Source organism: Burkholderia sp. USMB20 (assembly GCF_000949135.2).
Classification (GTDB): domain Bacteria; phylum Pseudomonadota; class Gammaproteobacteria; order Burkholderiales; family Burkholderiaceae; genus Burkholderia.
Genome location: NZ_JTAN02000001.1, coordinates 210,881 through 226,332, shown reverse-complemented (window position 1 = coordinate 226,332; position 15,452 = coordinate 210,881). Strand labels below are relative to the sequence as shown.

Here is a 15,452-nt window from a genome sequence, read left to right as displayed (position 1 = left end):
CCGTCATGAGTCTCGATTTCGAAAACGTCAGCTTCCAGTATCCGGGCGCCCGTCACGGCGTCGACGCGGTCACGCTGTCCGCGGCCCAGGGCGAACTGCTCGCCGTGATGGGCCGCAGCGGCTCCGGCAAATCGACGCTGCTGCGCCTCGCCGCCGGCCTGCTCGACGGGTACGGCGGCCGTATCGCGATCGGCGGCCGCGACATGGCCGGCGTGCCGGTGTGGCAGCGCGAGGTCGGGATGGTGTTCCAGCACTACGCGCTGTTTCCGAACCTGTCGGTCGTCGACAACGTCGCCTATGGCCTGAAGATGCGCGGCATGGCCGCGGCGCCGCGCCGCCGCCGCGCGCTCGAGATGCTCGAATGCGTCGGCCTCGCCGCGCAGGCCGGACGCAGCACGGCGCTGCTGTCCGGCGGGCAGCAGCAGCGCGTCGCGCTGGCTCGCGCGCTCGTGATCGAACCGAAGCTGCTGCTGCTCGACGAGCCGCTCGCGGCGCTCGACGCCGGCATTCGCCACCAGCTGCGCGACGAGATCCGCGCGCTGCAGCGCGCATGCGGCGCGACGACGCTGCTCGTCACGCACGACCAGGACGAAGCGCTCAGCATGGCCGATCGCGTGGCGATCGTCGACGGCGGACGCATGCTGCAGGCCGGCACCCCGCGCGACCTGTACGAGCGTCCGGCGACCGCGCAGGTCGCGCGTTTCGTCGGCCATTCGACGCTGCTGCGCGGCCGCGTGCTCGCGCATGGCGCGGTCGACGTGCGGTTCACGACGCTGCGCGCGGATACGGGTGCGCACCGGCCGGGCGACCCGGTCGAGGTGCTGATCCGGCCGGAACACCTGCAGCCCGATCCGCCCGAGTCCGTCGCGAACCGCATCGACGGCCGGGTCGGCGAGGTGCGCTACTTCGGCGCGACCCAGCGTTTCGACTTCGTACCGGCCGGCGCGACCGACGCACTGCTCGGCGAAGGGCGCGAGCTGCCGGCGCGCTGCGTGTCGATCGAGCCGCGCCATCTGCTCGTGCTGCCCGCCGCGTGAGCGCGGGCGACCCATTCATTCAACGGAGAATCACGATGTCTGCACGCCGCCACTTCCTTCATGCGACGCGCCGCCGCCTGCTGGCGCTCTGCGCGTTCGCGACCCTCGCGCCCGCGCTGGCCCATGCCGCGCCGCTGTATCCCGGCGAGGACGCGCTGTACGAGAAGGCCGCCGACGAAGGGCTCGTCGTGTCGTTCGACACGGGCCCGGAATGGGCGAACTGGAAGTCGCTGTTCGCCGAATTCCGCAAGCGCTACCCGAAGGTCGAGATCACGTACAACGACATCGGCTCGGCCGCGACGGTCGTCGCGCTCGACAAGTCGCGACGCCGCCCGCAGGCCGACACAGCGTACTACTTCGCGGCATCGGCGCTCGATGCGACGGCCAAGGACGTCGTCGCGCCGTTCAAGCCGGTCAATTTCGACAAGCTGCCCACGGTATTCCGCGCGGCCGACGGCCGCTGGTTCGCGGTGCATTCGCTGAACATCGCGCTGCTCGTCAACAAGAAGCTCGTGAAGAACGTGCCGCAGCGCTGGTCGGACCTGCTGAAGCCCGAATATCGCAATGCGGTCGTCTATCTCGATCCGCGCTCGACCGGGCAGGGGCAGGTCGCCGTGTTCGCCGCCGCCTATGCGAACGGCGGCAGCGTCGACAACCCGAAGCCGGGCGCGGATTTCTTCGGCAAGCTGAAGCGGGCGGGCAACGTGCTGCGCGTCGAGGGGACGACGCCGTACGCGAAATTCGTCAAGGGCGAGATTCCGGTCCTGATCGGCTACGAGAACGACGGGCTCAAGGCCAAGTACGCGGACGGCATGGGTGACGCGGCCGAAGTCGTGATCCCGCAGGACGGCAGCGTGTCGGCGCCGTACGCGATGAGTCTCGTGAAGAACGGCCCGAATCCGGCCGCCGCGCAGTTGTGGCTCAACCTCGTGATGAGCGACGTCGGGCAGGGGCTGTTCGCGCAGGGCTTCGTGCGTCCGGCCGTGCCCGGCACGCCGGTCGCGCAGGATGTCGCCGCGAAGCTGCCGAACGCGCCGCAGGTGCGTCCGCTCGACGTCGCGAAGGCCGCGGCGCACAAGGCCGAAGTCGACCAGCTCTGGTCGCAGGCCACGCTCGGCAAGTAAGGGGCGCGCGATGCGGGTTTCGTCCATGCAGCGCGGCGTCCTGCGCCGCTACGGCGCGGTGCCGGCGGCCGGGCTGTTCGCGGTGTGCTTCGTGCTGCCGCTCGCCGCGCTCGTCGGCGCCGCGTTCGACGGCGGCGGTCGTGCGTTCGCCGCGGTGTTCGGCGATCCGCTCGTGGCCGACGCGATCGTGCGTTCGCTGGCGCTCGCGCTCGGCGCCGGCACGCTGTCGGTCGCCGTCGGCGTGCCGGTCGCGTTCGTGCTGGCTGGGCAGTCGCCGGCGCGGCGCCGCTGGTCGCTCGCGCTGCTCGGCGTGCCGCTCGCCTTCTCCGGCCTCGTGATCGCGTACGGCTTCATCCTCGTGTTCGGCCGCGCCGGCTTCGTGACGATGCTGCTGGCGTCGCTCGGCGCGGACCCGACCGTGGTCGGCGGCGCGATCTACACGATGCCGGGGCTCGCGTTCGCCTACGCGTACTACCTGATCCCGCGCGTCGCGCTGATGCTCTACCCGGCGCTCGCGAATCTCGACCGGCGGCCGCTCGAGGCGGCGCTGACGCTCGGCGCCCGGCCGTGGCGCGCGTGGTTAGACGTCGCGTGGCGCGAGCTGTGGCCGTCGATCGCGTCGGCGTGGTGCCTCGTCGGTGCGATCGCGCTCGGCACGTACGGCACGGCGCTCGCGCTGGCCGGCACGCAGGTCAACATCCTGCCGCTGCTGATGTACCTGAAGCTGTCCGACGGACAGACCGATTTCTCGCAGGCCGCCGTACTGTCGATCGTGCTGACGGCGCTTTGCACCTGCGTTCTTGCACTGGGGGAAGGACTTGCACGGCAACGACGTCATTGAATGGTCGGACGACACGCGCGCCGCGCTGGCGCAGCTCGCGCAGCGACAGCGCGGCGCACGCCGGCACCGGATGCCGGTCGGCGTGATCGGGCCGCGCGACGCGACCGACGCGCAGCTCGCCGTCGCCGAGCGGATCGCGCACGCGATCGCGGCGACGGGCATCGCGATCGTCGGCGGCGGCAAGCAGGGCGTGATGGAGGCCGCGGCGCGCGGCGCGCGGGCCGCGGGCGGATGCGCGATCGGGCTGCTGCCCGAGGACGATGCGCGGGACGCGAATCCGTACCTGTCGGTCGCGCTGCCGACCGGGCTCGGCATCACGCGCAATGCGCTGATCGCACGCGCGTCGCTGTGCCTGATCGCGGTCGGCGGCGGTCTCGGCACGCTGTCCGAAATCGCGCTGGGGCTGCAATGGGGCAAGCCGGTGTTCGCGATCTGCGATGCGCCGCAGGTAGCGGGCGTCGAGCGTTTCGACGAAGCGGATCCGCTCGTCGCGCAGGTTGCGCGATGGCTGTCCGGTTCGGCGTAGGTCGGCATCCCGGCTGACGGGAACACGCAGACGCGCGTGCGGATCGGCATGCGGCACACGTTCCGGGCGCGGCGCGGTACCTTCTCCAGCGATTCCGATACGGCTCTCGCGCGATGCGAGGGCCGTTTTTTTACGGCCGGCGGGTGAAGAAGGCGAGGGCGGTGCGGGCGTTCCGGCGCGGGGCGTCGGCTGCGTGCCGGGCGCGCGCCGGCTTGAAATGGGGGGCGTCACGCGCCATATTGGCCGCGTACGCTGTTCTTCAACGATGCGAAAAGGAAATCCGATGCGTCTGCTGCTTGCCCTCTTGCTGCCGTGGTTCCAGTTTTTCACGATCGGCCGCCCGATCGCCGGCGTGATCTGCCTGATCCTGCAGCTCACGATCATCGGCTGGCTGCCGGCCGCGATCTGGTCGGTGTATGCGCTGAGCCAGTACAAGACCGATCGCAAGATCGAGGCGGCGCTGCGCGAGCGGCGGTAAGCGGCGGCAGTTTCCCTCGACCGCTGCTTCCGGAGTTCAAGGGGCTCGATTCCTATTTCGGTAGAAATTTATATAATTCAGCTACGATGAACGGCATGATTTGTATAGATTTCTGCTGAAATGAACGCTTCCTGCACGATGGATGCACTGCGCTAGGCGAGGGCGACACGATGGACAAACGCTATAACGCGATGTCGCTTCCCGATCAGCTCGCGTTGCGCCGGCAAGCGATCGAGGACGTTCTCGCGCATCCCGAGTGGTCGCTGCGCGAATCCGTGCGTCATCTGAAGCAGACGATGCGGCTGACGAGCGCCGAAATGGCGAAGCTCGCCGGTGTGTCGACAAAGACGATTCAGGATATCGAGCAGGGCCGCAGCGACGGGACGGTTCAGACGATGAACCGTATATTCGGCATGCTGGGATTGAAGCTCGGCGTAGTGCGGCGGGCGCCGCAATAACGCACGCGGAGGAAGAGGCAGCGGATCACGCATCCATCGGGCGATCGATGCGCGCCGCGCCCGGGCCGCGCGCGTGACGCGATCGCCCGGCCGGCGCGCTGCCTTTTACTTCACCGCGAACAGCGTCAGGTTCATGAAGATCTTGAACGCATAGCCGAGCGTGACGGCGCCGAGCACGCCGCCCGCCCACAGGACGACGAACCACATCCAGCCGCGCATCCGCGGCCGCGGCGCGTCGGGCCGGCGCGCGGCGGGATCAGTGGTGGTAGTAATGCTGGTCTTCATGGCGCACCTTGCCTCGGAATACCCAGTAACCCATCGTCGTGTAGGCGATGATGATGGGGAGGATAACCGCTGCGCCGACCAGCGTGAAGGTCTGGCTCGACCGCGGCGCCGCCGCTTCCCAGATCGTCATCGTCTGAGGAATCGCATACGGGAACATCGTGACGAGCAGGCCGACGTAGCCGAGCAGCACGAGTGCCAGCGCGAGCACGAACGGCGTCATGTCGTGCCGGTTGCGTACCGCGCGACGCATCCACACCGCGCACCCGGCGACCAGGAACGGCACCGGCAGCAGGCGCCAGAACAGCCCCGAATCGAACCAGCGTTGCGCGACCGACGGATCCTGCAGCGGCGTCCACAGGCTGACGACCGCGATGAAACCGAGCAGCACGACGGTCAGCGGCCACACGACGCGATGCAGGCGGCGCTGCAGGTCGCCTTCCGTCTTCGCGACGAGCCAGCAGCAGCCGAGCAGCGCGTACGTGACGATCAACCCGAGGCCGGTCAGCAGGCTGAACGGCGTGAGCCAGTCGAATGCGCCGCCGGCGTACACGCCGTCCTTCACGTCGATGCCCTGCAGGAACGCGCCGAGCGCGATCCCCTGGAACAGCGTCGCGCCGGCCGAGCCGCCGATGAACGCGAGATCCCACAGCTGCTTCGTGCGCCGTGCCTTCGCGCGGATCTCGAACGACACGCCGCGGAAGATCAGGCACACCAGCATGAAGATCAGCGGCAGGTACAGCGCCGACAGCACCGTCGAATACACGATCGGGAACACCGCGAACAGCCCGGCGCCGCCGAGCACGAGCCACGTCTCGTTGCCGTCCCACACGGGCGCGACGGTGTTCATCATCAGGTCGCGTTCCTTCTCGTCCGGGAAGAACGGGAAGACGATGCCGATGCCGAGGTCGAAGCCGTCGAGCACGACGTACATGAAGAGCCCCAATGCGATGATCGCGGCCCAGATTACGGTGACGTCCATAGGTTTTCTCGTTTGCGAAAGTGGGTGGGCTCAGACGGTCTCGATCAGCTCGTCGACGGCCGACATCGGGCGGCGCGCGGTGTGATCGGGGCGCGTGTCGGGCTCGCCGTGCCGCGCGTCGTGCTTGACGTCGGGCAGCGCGGGGCCGGCCTTCATCAGCTTCAGCATGTAGTACACGCCGGTGCCGAACACGAGGAAGTAGACGATCACGAACGTCATCATCGACAGGCTGACCTGCTGCACCGACAGCGGCGACACGGCCTGCGCGGTGCGCATCACGCCATACACGACCCACGGCTGGCGGCCCGCCTCGGTCGTCACCCAGCCCGCGAGCAGCGACACGAAGCCGGTCGGGCCCATCACGAGCGCGAGGCGCTGGAACCACTTCGATTCATACAGGCTGCCGCGGCGGCGCAGCAGCCACGCGAGCGCGGCGAGGCCGATCATCGCGAAGCCGAGGCCGACCATGATCCGGAAGCTCCAGAACACGACCGTCGAGTTCGGACGATCCTCGGGGCGGAATTCCTTCAGCCCGCGGATCTCGCCGTCCCAGCTGTGCGTGAGGATCAGGCTGCCGAGGTGCGGCACCTGCACCGCGTAGCGGGTCGTTTCGGCCTTCATGTCCGGAATGCCGAACAGGTTGAGCGCCGTGCCGCCCTTTTCGGTTTCCCACAGCCCTTCGATCGCGGCGATCTTCGCGGGCTGGTGCTTCAGCGTGTTGATGCCGTGCTGGTCGCCGATCACGGCCTGCAGCGGCGCGAGCACCAGCAGCAGCCACAGCGCCATCGAGAACATCTTCTTCACGCCCTTGTCGCGGCGGCCCTTCAGCAGGTGCCACGCGCCCGTCGCGGCCACCACCAGCGCGGCGACGATGAACGCGGCGATCGCCATGTGGAACAGGCGGTACGGGAACGACGGGTTGAAGACGATCGCGAACCAGTCCGTCGGCACGATGCGGCCGTCGACGATCTCGAAACCCTGCGGCGTCTGCATCCAGCTGTTCGACGCGAGGATCCAGAACGTCGAGATCAGCGTGCCGATCGCGACCATCAGCGTCGCGCCGAAGTGCGCGCGCGGGCTGACGCGGTTCCAGCCGAACAGCATGATGCCGAGGAAGCCGGCCTCGAGGAAGAACGCCGTCATCACCTCGTACATCAGCAGCGGGCCGGTGACCGAGCCGGCGAAGCTCGAGAAACCCGACCAGTTGGTGCCGAACTGATAGCTCATCACGACGCCGGAAACCACGCCCATCCCGAACGCGACCGCGAAGATCTTCGACCAGAACAGGCAGAGTGTCTTGTAGTACTGCTTGCCGGTCTTCAGCCAGCGATATTCGAGCACGGCGATGAAGCTGGCGAGGCCGATGCTCAGCGCCGGGAAGACGATGTGAAAGGAGACGGTGAACGCGAATTGCAGGCGGGCCAGATCGAGGGCCGAAAATGCGGTGTCCATACCAGTTGACCGAGGCTTGACGATACCCGCCGGCGGGGTGCCGGCGGACCCCGGCCGGAGGGGGCATCGGGGTTGGCTGGAGTATGTGCCGCGATGTTGCGCCGCGAAATGCGCCAACTCGTCGCAGATGTCCAGCCCGGCGCGCGTGGTTTCGGGATAAATCGTTGATTCGTATCAAGATCGCGGCGCGCGCCGCAGGTGGCGGTGGCGTGGCGGTCTGCCGCACGTGCGGCAATATGGCGCGTCGCATCACGGGAACGATGCGGCGTGCGCGAAGGTGCCGCGCGTTGGCACGCGCGGCCTATGCTGCCGATGCCGATGCCGATGCCGATGCCGATGCCGATGCCGGGTGTCCGGCCGCCGCCGCGTTGTTGACGATGCCGCGCCGGCGTGGACTGCGTCGCGTCGTGCCGGTTGTATCCGGATCGTGCACCGGCGGCGCCCGGTCACGCGGCTTTCGCGCGGCGCGAAGCATCGGCAAGCGCTGCGCGAATTGCGTACACTCTGAGTCTCGTTTCGGCAGGGCCGGGCGCATCGGTACCGGTCCGCGTTCACTCAGGGCACGAAGATGATCGATTTACGCAGCGATACCGTGACACGTCCGAGCCAGGCGATGCTGGCCGCGATGACTGCCGCAGAAGTCGGCGACGACGTATGGGGCGACGACCCGACCGTGCTGCGCCTGCAGGCGGTCGCGGCCGAGCGGGCCGGCAAGGAAGCCGGCCTGTTCTTCCCGAGCGGCACGCAGAGCAACCTCGCCGCGCTGATGGCCCATTGCGAACGCGGCGACGAATACATCGTCGGCCAGCTCGCGCACACCTACAAGTACGAAGGCGGCGGCGCGGCCGTGCTCGGCAGCATCCAGCCGCAGCCGATCGAGAACGCGCCCGACGGCACGCTGCCGCTCGCGAAGATCGCCGCGGCGATCAAGCCGCTCGACAATCACTTCGCCCGCACGCGCCTGCTCGCGCTCGAAAACACGATCGGCGGCCAGGTGTTGCCGGACGGCTATGTGCAGGAAGCCGTCGCGCTCGCGCGCAGCCGCGGGCTGGCCACGCACCTCGACGGCGCGCGCGTGTGCAATGCGGCCGTCGCGTCGGGCCGTCCGATCGCGGAACTGTGCGCGCCGTTCGATACCGTGTCGATCTGCTTCTCGAAAGGGCTCGGCGCGCCGGTCGGTTCGGTGCTGGTCGGCAATCGCGCGCTGGTCGAGCGCGCGCAGCGCTGGCGCAAGGTGCTGGGCGGCGGGATGCGGCAGTCTGGCATTCTCGCGGCGGCCTGCCTGTATGCGCTCGACCACAATGTCGAGCGGCTGGCCGACGATCACGCGAACGCCGCGCATCTCGCGGCAGGCCTCGCGCGCATCGAGCCGGTGAAGGTGCTGTCGCATGCGACGAACATGGTGTTCGCGCAATTCCCCGAAGCCGATTGCGCGCCGCTCGAGGCATGGCTCAAGGCGCGCGGGATCCTCACGCAGATGCTGTACGCGTCGCGCTTCGTCACGCACTGCGACGTGTCGCGCGCGGACATCGATACCTTCATCGATGCGGTCGGCGCGTATTTCGCGCAGCGGCGTACGTAAAGCCGAATGCGCCGGCCGGCGGGGGGCGCCGGCGCGTCGTGGCGCGAAGCAGGAGCAGGGAGGCGACGGGGGCGGCGATGCAGCCCGTCTGTCGATATCTGGCGTGCCGGCGGGTTACGCTTGCCGGAGCATGTCGGCGGGCGGCGTGCCGTCGCGGAACAGGGTTTTCAGTTGCGTGCGCAGTTCGGCGCTGTCGGTGTGCTGGTGCACCGAGACCGCGTGTTGCACGGCGGCCTCCAGCAGTTCGTCGTCGGAGTCGGCGGAAATTGCGACCGAGCAATTCATCGCGCTGGGAAACTCGCGGCAATCGATATAGCGGCGGGGCATGATGTTCTCCTCACGGGAAAGGGAACGGCCGGATGTGCGTGATCGGCCGCGCGGCGCGTTCGCGGGGCCGATGGAAAAAGTATAGGCGGCGCGGCGGCGTTTCTCTTGGCCACGCATGCCGCGCATGCCGCGCGACGTGCCGCGCCGGCGGTGTCGATCACCCGTTGGTCACGGCAGCGGCGCGAGCAACCGGCGCGCCGCTTCGACCACCCGTGCGGACAGCGACGCCATCGTCGGCGATTGCACGGTCCATGCGTGCCAGTACAGCGTGATGTCGGTCGGATGCAGCGGCGCGAGATCGACGAGCCCCTGCGCGTCGAGCGGTGCGCCGCCGAGCAGCGGCTCCGGCACCATCGCGTAGCCGAGCCCGTGCCGCACCGCCGCGAAATGCGCGTGCGTGCCCGGCACGTAGTGGCACGGATACGCGCCTTCGGGCAACCCGAACTTCTCCTTCAGGAACGAGGACTGCAGCGTGTCGCGCCGCGAATACGCGACGACCGGCGCATGGCGCGCGCCCGTGCGGTTCAGGCCGCGCGGAAACCAGCGCAGCGCGAACGCGGCGGCCGCGAGCAGCCGGTAGCGCATCGTGCCGAGCGGCGTCGCGACGCAGCCGCGCATCGGCTTCGGCTCGGTCGTCACGCAGCCGACCGCCATCCCGCTTTCGAGCAGCGCGAACGTGTGGTCCTGGTCCTCGACGATCAGCTCGAACAGGATGCGCTCGCCCGCGAGCACCGACGTCAATGCGGGCAGAAACCAGGTGCCGAGGCTGTCGGAGTTCAGCGCGATCGTGACCGAGATCGGCGATTCGCGCTCGGTCGCGAGCGTGCTTTGCAGGTCGGCCTGCAGCAGCGCGACGCGGCGCAGGTGCTGCAGCACGCGCTGCCCGGCCGCCGTCGGCCGGCACGGCCGCGTGCGCAGCACGAGCGGCGCGCCGAGGCTCGCCTCCAGCGCGCGGACCCGCTGCGTGACGGCGGACGCGGTCACGTGCAGGCGCACGGCGGCCTGCTCGAAGCTGCCGGTGTCGGCGACGGCCAGTAGCGCGGCGGCTTGCTTCGGATCGATCGTCAGAGACATGTCGACGCAATTCTTGTGAACGTAAGACGAGAACAGGCGGTAGTGTAAGGCAGCACGCGAGACGGACCGGATGCGGCGTGACGTCTCGCCGCGTGCAACGACGCCGGTGGCGCGCGTGTTTTGAACTACGCTGTATGAACGTGTGCGCCGCGAGCCGGTGCCACACGCGGTGCGGGTTGCACGACCCGCACCCTTCACCCGACCGACACGCCCAGCCGACGGAGCGACTTCGCGATGATCTTCCGGCAACTCTTCGACCCGCAATCGTCGACCTACACGTACCTGCTCGCCGACCGCGCATCGCGCGAGGCGCTGCTGATCGACCCGGTGTTCGAGCAGGTGCGCCGCGATGCGGCGCTGCTCGACGAGCTCGGGCTGCGGCTCGTCGCGACCGTCGATACGCACGTGCACGCCGATCACGTGACGGGTGCGTGGCTGCTGAAGCAGCGCACCGGCAGCGCGATCGCGATTTCGGCCGCGAGCGGCGCGCAGGGCGCCGACCGCTACCTGAACGACGGCGATCGCTGCGCATTCGGCCCGCGCTACCTGACCGTGCGCGCGACGCCGGGCCACACGAGCGGCTGCATCAGCCTCGTGCTCGACGATGAATCGATGGCGTTTACCGGCGACTGCCTGCTGATTCGCGGCACCGGCCGTACCGACTTCCAGCAGGGTGACCCGCGCGCGCTGTATCGCGCGGTGCACGGCCGGCTTTTCACGCTGCCGGCCGCATGCCTGCTGTATCCCGCGCACGACTATCGCGGGCTCACGGTCACGAGCGTCGGCGAGGAGCGGCGCTTCAATCCGCGCCTCGGCGGCGATCTCAGCGAGGACGATTTCGCGGGCTACATGCGCAACCTCGGGCTCGCGCATCCGCGCCAGATCGACGTCGCGGTGCCCGCGAACCTGCAGTGCGGACTCGCCGCGAATGCGCCCGACGTGCAGGCGGCGCCCGACTGGGCGCCGCTCGTCTATACGTTCGCCGGATTCTGGGAAATCGATCCGCAGTGGCTCGAGGATCACCTGCCGGCGGTGCAGGTCGTCGACGTGCGCGAGCCGGACGAATTCACCGGCCCGCTCGGCCACCTGCCGGGCGCGACGCCGATTCCGCTCGGCGAACTGGCCGCGCGCACCGGCGAACTCGCGCGCGACCGGCCGATCGTGACCGTGTGCCGCGCGGGCGGCCGCTCCGCGCAGGCGACCGTGATCCTGCTGAAGGCCGGGTTCGATGCCGTCGCGAACCTCGGCGGCGGGATGCTGCGCTGGCGAGGCGAAGGCCGCGTCGTGATGGATGGCCGGTCGTAGCGGCGCGATGCCGCGCAACGGAAAAAAATGTTCGGCCCAGTGTCGATTCGGCCCGGCGCCGTTCGTCGTCAAGGTATCCGATCACGTGGCGCCGCATGACGCGGCGCCGAAACCCCGAGAGACCCGCGATGACGCCGACGCTTTACGCCCATCCCTTTTCGTCCTATTGCCAGAAGGCGCTGACCGCGCTGTACGAGAACGGCACGCCGTTCGACTATCGCGTGCTCGCGCACGACGATCCGAAGCCGATGCAGGAACTGGCCGCGCTGTGGCCGCTGAAGCGCTTCCCGGTGCTCGTCGACGCGGGCCGTACCGTGATCGAGGCGACGATCATCGTCGAGTATCTCGATCTCTACCACCCGGGCCCCGCGCGGCTGGTGCCCGACGACCGGCGCGCGGCGCTGGAAGTGCGGATGATGGATCGTTTCTTCGACAACTATGTCGCGACCCCGCAGCAGAAGGTCGTGTTCGATGCGTTGCGGCCGGAACACGAGCGCGATGCGCGGGGTGTCGCCGATGCGCGCGCGATGCTCGAAACGTCGTACGCATGGCTGGATCGCACGATGGCCGATCGCGAATGGGCGGCCGGCGACCGCTTCAGCCTCGCCGACTGCGGCGCGGCGCCGTTCCTGTTCTACGCGGACTGGACGCACCGGATCGATCCGTCGTTCGCGAACGTGATCGCATATCGCCGGCGGCTGCTTGCGCGGCCGTCGTTCGCGCGTGCGGTCGACGAAGCGCGGCCGTATCGCTCGTTCTTCCCGCTCGGGGCGCCCGACCGCGACTGACGTGCGCGGCCGCCGTCGCCGCGGCGGCGACGATCCGGACGGCGGCGCGCGCCGGGCGCGATGCCGCCGCGCAGGGCCGGCAGCGTGTGCCCGGATGTCGTGTCGACAGCAGCGGATGCATGGCGGCGCCGTCCCGTTACATCGCCGTATGCTTGACCGACTGCGCGAGCGTCAGCAGTTCGTCGAACTGCGTGATCAGCTCGAAGCACAGCAGGAACGCGAGCGTATAGGCCGGCGCGGGGAAGCGCCGGATCGCCTCCAGCACCTGCGGCGCGAAGCGCGATCGAATCGCATCGCGCGTCAGCAGCCACGCGAGCGCGATACCGATCGCGGCGCCGGCGATCAGGTCGGTCGGGTAGTGATAGCCGAGATACGCGCGCGGCACGCAGATGAACACGACCGCGTACAGCAGCGAGAACACGCCGGCGCGTCGCGCGATGATGAAGATGCCCGTCGCGATCGCCATCCACAGCATCGCGTGATCGCTCGGAAACGAACTCCAGGCCTGCAGCGTGGCCGCACGCAATTCCTCGGACGGGAAGTGCAGGTGCAGGTCGGGGTTGTAGATCGGCCGCACGCGGAACGGCAGGACTTTCGCGAGCAATCGGCCGAACGCGAGCGCGACGAGCCCGCTCGCGACCGTCGCGATGACCAGCTCGCGTTGCCGTTCGCGCTGCGGTCCCGGCTGGAACCACAGCCAGCACAGCACGGGAATCAGGACGAAGCCCTTGAACGTATAGAGGCCGGCGATCACGCGGATCGCATGATTCATCAGCGGTCCGAACGTAATGTGGGTGAGGAAGATCTGGATCGTGGTGTCGAAATTGTTCATGTTCTGCGACCCCGGCGGACACGCAGCACAGGACATGCGACCGGCAGGGATCAGGAAGCGCGCTCGCACCGGAGCGCAATGGGGGGCAAGTATGTCACCGGTAATTTCGAAGAAAATGGGAAAAAATACCGGGAATCCCCTGAGAACACGTCCTTTGCCGATGGGGCCGGATTGCGGAGGGCCGTGCGGTGCGGCCGTGATAAATGATCCGATGATTGCGCGCGGACGCCGGGCGCGGGCGAAAAAATAATCGGTTGAACTGCGCAATCCGGCGACGCGTTCCGAGTATTGCATCGGATGAACGAATGCCGGCTGTCTCTTGCACGAATCGGCCGTGCCGCGCGGGGCCGCACAGCACCGATCGAAAATAAAAGAAAAGGCGGGCAAGCCCTGCGGACCCGCCTGCCGTGCAATCGCACTGCCGAAAATCGACGGCGCCACGTGCGCACGGCCGGTGCCGCTGGCGACGTTGTCGGCGCCGGCGCGATCACCGCATGCCGGTCAAGTTGCGCGAGCAACGAACCGCCAAGCGCGGCGCCGCCCGCCATCCCGATGAACATGCCGAGAACAGCACCGCGTCGAGGCGGCTGCGCGTCGAACGATGCGACACGTGAGCCGCAAGCGCCGCGGCGCGCCGTCAACCGCGCCGGATGCCTTCGGGCAGCGCGCTGATGCGGCGCACTTCGGGCGAGTCGAGCCACGCGCGGGACGTCGCGCAATCGACGAACATGTCGGTCGCATCGTCGCCCCAGAACAGGTCGCCATCGAGTTCGAAGGTCGGCACGCCGAACACGCTATGCGCGATCGCCTGATCGGTGTTCGCGCGCAGCGCGTCCTTCACCGCTTGCGCGTCGACCGCCGTCACGCCTTCCGGAAAGCCGACCGCCTCGCACAGCGCGGCGAAACCCTCTGGCGTCGATACGTCCTGGCCGTCGCGCCAGATGTGCCGGAAGATCCGCCGGATCGCATCGGGCGTGTTGCCCATCGCGATCGCGAGACGCAGCGGCCGGATCGGGTTGAACGGATGCGCGGGCGGCATCCGGAATGGAATGCCGAGCTTGTCCGCGCGGTACTGCGCGTGGCGATAGGTGAAGATGCGCTTTGCCGCGATCTCGGCCGGCGCTTTCTGGCCCCAGTGCGTGAGCACGGCGCCGAGCACGATCGGTTTCGGCTCGTAGGCGGCAGCCGGCGGCAACTCGTCGAACCGTTCCTGCTGCAGGTAGGCGAACGGCGAGACGAAATCGAAATACCAGGTGGCGGTGCGCGGGGCGTTCATCGTGGGTTCCCTTGTGCGTGTCCGGACGGCAGTGGCATGGGCCGCGCCGGCGGGCGGCGCGCTGCATGCGGCAGCGGTCAGTGTCGCATGCGGCCGGCGTTTGCGCTGCCGCGTCGCCGGACGCGCGTGCCGGCTAGGGCTGCGCGGGTTCGTCCGCGGCCGCGGTGAAGCGCGCGAGACTGTCGCGCACGGCCTGCGCGTCGTAGCGCGCGCCGGCGCCACCGAGCGCGACGGTCGCCTTCTGCGCGAGCGGCAACAGCAGCGCGAGCGCCGCGGCCATCGCCGGCGCGGCGGCCAGCCGCGATTTCGGGCCCGACACCGTGAGCGCGCCGACGCAATCGCCGGCCGCGCCGAACACCGGCACGGACGCCGAAGCCGTCTCCGGGTCGCGCTCGCCGTACGACGCGGCCCACAACTGTTCGCGTATGTCGTTCCAGCGCGCATCGTGCGGGTCGGTGAACGCGAGCAGCACCTTCCCGGACGCCCCCTGGTGAACGGGAAACTCCTCGCCGACCCGGATCGACACGCGCACCGTGCGCGTGGGTTCGACACGATAGAGCACCGAGCGCATCTCGCCGTGGCGCACGTAGAACGATGCCGTTTCGCCGAGTTCGCGGCTCAGCGTCTCGAGCAGCGGCTCGACGACCGGGCCGACCCGGAACGAACGCTGGTACAGCGCGGCGAGCCGCAACGGCTCGTGTCCGATCGCGTACTGGCCGTCGTCGAGCTTGCGCATGAAGCCGCCGTGCTCGAGCGCGGCGAGCAGGCGCAGGATCGTGCTCTTGTACAGCCCGGTGCGGCGCGACAGTTCCGCGAGCGACAGCCGGTCGTCGGTTTGCCCGAAGGCATGGAGGATCGCGAACGCGCGATCGAGGACGGCGACGCCGCTGGAGGCGTCGGCCGACGAGTCGGGTGCTGCGCCGGTGGGTTCTGCGGGGAGCGAGGTCGGAGGCACGGCTTGCAGGTCCTTGGGTGACGGTCGATCCACTATATCGTTCTGCCTGATAGAACACAAGTTCCAGAAAATCGCAATTTCACTGGTATACCCCGCTTACAGGCGATTCGACGCGCCTCTAAAGTTCCGTCAA

General features: G+C 68.8%; 18 protein-coding genes and 1 pseudogene. 10 read left to right on the top strand and 9 right to left on the bottom strand.

Annotated elements, in window-relative coordinates:
* The first annotated feature begins 5 nt into the window (after positions 1-5).
* The 6 genes from PL79_RS01105 to PL79_RS01080 all read left to right on the top strand — a co-directional run bounded on the left by PL79_RS01105 (position 6) and on the right by PL79_RS01080 (position 4,464).
* On the top strand, positions 6-1,037 hold the full coding sequence (locus tag PL79_RS01105; RefSeq protein WP_044845030.1) for an ABC transporter ATP-binding protein: 1,032 nt from the start codon (positions 6-8) through the stop codon (positions 1,035-1,037).
* 35 nt (positions 1,038-1,072) lie between these two features.
* The gene (locus PL79_RS01100; protein ID WP_044845031.1) at positions 1,073-2,161 is read left to right on the top strand and encodes an extracellular solute-binding protein; all 1,089 of its coding nucleotides are present in this window, start codon (positions 1,073-1,075) and stop codon (positions 2,159-2,161) included.
* 10 nt (positions 2,162-2,171) lie between these two features.
* The gene (locus tag PL79_RS01095) at positions 2,172-3,002 is read left to right on the top strand and encodes an ABC transporter permease (protein ID WP_044845032.1); all 831 of its coding nucleotides are present in this window, start codon (positions 2,172-2,174) and stop codon (positions 3,000-3,002) included.
* 70 nt (positions 3,003-3,072) lie between these two features.
* Positions 3,073-3,528 carry a TIGR00725 family protein gene (locus PL79_RS01090; protein WP_063927876.1) on the top strand — a complete coding sequence of 152 codons (456 nt, stop codon included), beginning with the start codon at positions 3,073-3,075 and terminating at the stop codon, positions 3,526-3,528.
* Between the two features lie 283 nt (positions 3,529-3,811).
* The gene (locus tag PL79_RS01085; RefSeq protein ID WP_044848494.1) at positions 3,812-4,006 is read left to right on the top strand and encodes a YqaE/Pmp3 family membrane protein; all 195 of its coding nucleotides are present in this window, start codon (positions 3,812-3,814) and stop codon (positions 4,004-4,006) included.
* A 170-nt stretch (positions 4,007-4,176) separates the two neighbouring features.
* A complete protein-coding gene (locus PL79_RS01080) occupies positions 4,177-4,464 on the top strand; it encodes a helix-turn-helix domain-containing protein (protein ID WP_044848495.1) in 288 nt (95 codons plus the stop codon).
* 105 nt (positions 4,465-4,569) lie between these two features.
* On the opposite strand, the gene PL79_RS01075 is transcribed toward PL79_RS01080, so the two are convergent.
* Genes PL79_RS01075 through PL79_RS01065 form a run of 3 tightly spaced genes read right to left on the bottom strand, consistent with a single transcriptional unit; the run spans position 4,570 to position 7,180 of the window.
* Positions 4,570-4,749 carry a hypothetical protein gene (locus tag PL79_RS01075; RefSeq protein WP_044848496.1) on the bottom strand — a complete coding sequence of 60 codons (180 nt, stop codon included), beginning with the start codon at positions 4,747-4,749 and terminating at the stop codon, positions 4,570-4,572.
* Positions 4,721-5,728 carry a cytochrome d ubiquinol oxidase subunit II gene (cydB, locus tag PL79_RS01070; RefSeq protein ID WP_044848497.1) on the bottom strand — a complete coding sequence of 336 codons (1,008 nt, stop codon included), beginning with the start codon at positions 5,726-5,728 and terminating at the stop codon, positions 4,721-4,723. The genes PL79_RS01075 and cydB overlap by 29 nt, the downstream gene beginning before the upstream one ends.
* A 30-nt stretch (positions 5,729-5,758) precedes the next feature.
* Positions 5,759-7,180, bottom strand: coding sequence for a cytochrome ubiquinol oxidase subunit I (locus tag PL79_RS01065; protein ID WP_044848498.1), 1,422 nt, complete (start codon positions 7,178-7,180; stop codon positions 5,759-5,761).
* Positions 7,181-7,344: 164 nt separating this feature from the next.
* On the opposite strand from PL79_RS01065, the gene PL79_RS01060 reads away from it, so the two are divergent.
* Both PL79_RS01060 and ltaE read left to right on the top strand, forming a co-directional pair.
* Complete coding sequence (locus tag PL79_RS01060) at positions 7,345-7,752, top strand: hypothetical protein (protein ID WP_135800925.1); 408 nt, start codon at positions 7,345-7,347, stop codon at positions 7,750-7,752.
* Positions 7,749-8,762, top strand: a complete 1,014-nt coding sequence (gene ltaE / locus PL79_RS01055) for a low-specificity L-threonine aldolase (protein WP_044848499.1) — start codon at positions 7,749-7,751, stop codon at positions 8,760-8,762. Before PL79_RS01060 ends, ltaE begins: the two co-directional genes overlap by 4 nt.
* A gap of 114 nt (positions 8,763-8,876) precedes the next feature.
* Here the strand turns inward: ltaE and PL79_RS01050 are convergent, their stop codons facing one another.
* Both PL79_RS01050 and PL79_RS01045 read right to left on the bottom strand, forming a co-directional pair.
* The gene (locus PL79_RS01050; protein WP_044848500.1) at positions 8,877-9,089 is read right to left on the bottom strand and encodes a DUF1059 domain-containing protein; all 213 of its coding nucleotides are present in this window, start codon (positions 9,087-9,089) and stop codon (positions 8,877-8,879) included.
* Positions 9,090-9,257: 168 nt separating this feature from the next.
* A complete protein-coding gene (locus PL79_RS01045) occupies positions 9,258-10,163 on the bottom strand; it encodes an HTH-type transcriptional regulator ArgP (protein WP_044848501.1) in 906 nt (301 codons plus the stop codon).
* Positions 10,164-10,397: 234 nt separating this feature from the next.
* Here PL79_RS01045 and PL79_RS01040 point away from each other — a divergent pair, with 234 nt between their 5' ends.
* Entirely contained in the window at positions 10,398-11,468 is a 1,071-nt protein-coding gene (locus PL79_RS01040; RefSeq protein WP_044848502.1) for an MBL fold metallo-hydrolase, read from the top strand.
* 128 nt (positions 11,469-11,596) lie between these two features.
* Positions 11,597-12,256, top strand: a complete 660-nt coding sequence (locus tag PL79_RS01035) for a glutathione S-transferase family protein (protein ID WP_044848503.1) — start codon at positions 11,597-11,599, stop codon at positions 12,254-12,256.
* A gap of 136 nt (positions 12,257-12,392) precedes the next feature.
* Here the strand turns inward: PL79_RS01035 and PL79_RS01030 are convergent, their stop codons facing one another.
* The 4 genes and pseudogenes from PL79_RS01030 to PL79_RS01010 all read right to left on the bottom strand — a co-directional run bounded on the left by PL79_RS01030 (position 12,393) and on the right by PL79_RS01010 (position 15,319).
* Positions 12,393-13,088: a phosphatase PAP2 family protein gene (locus PL79_RS01030; protein ID WP_044848504.1), complete on the bottom strand. Its 696-nt coding sequence runs from the start codon at positions 13,086-13,088 to the stop codon at positions 12,393-12,395.
* 431 nt (positions 13,089-13,519) lie between these two features.
* Positions 13,520-13,686: pseudogene (locus PL79_RS37110) on the bottom strand (MFS transporter); the annotation flags it as partial.
* Positions 13,687-13,725: 39 nt separating this feature from the next.
* Positions 13,726-14,364, bottom strand: a complete 639-nt coding sequence (locus PL79_RS01015) for a 2-hydroxychromene-2-carboxylate isomerase (protein WP_044848505.1) — start codon at positions 14,362-14,364, stop codon at positions 13,726-13,728.
* A 133-nt stretch (positions 14,365-14,497) separates the two neighbouring features.
* Positions 14,498-15,319, bottom strand: a complete 822-nt coding sequence (locus PL79_RS01010) for an IclR family transcriptional regulator (RefSeq protein WP_044848506.1) — start codon at positions 15,317-15,319, stop codon at positions 14,498-14,500.
* Positions 15,320-15,452: the final 133 nt, after the last annotated feature.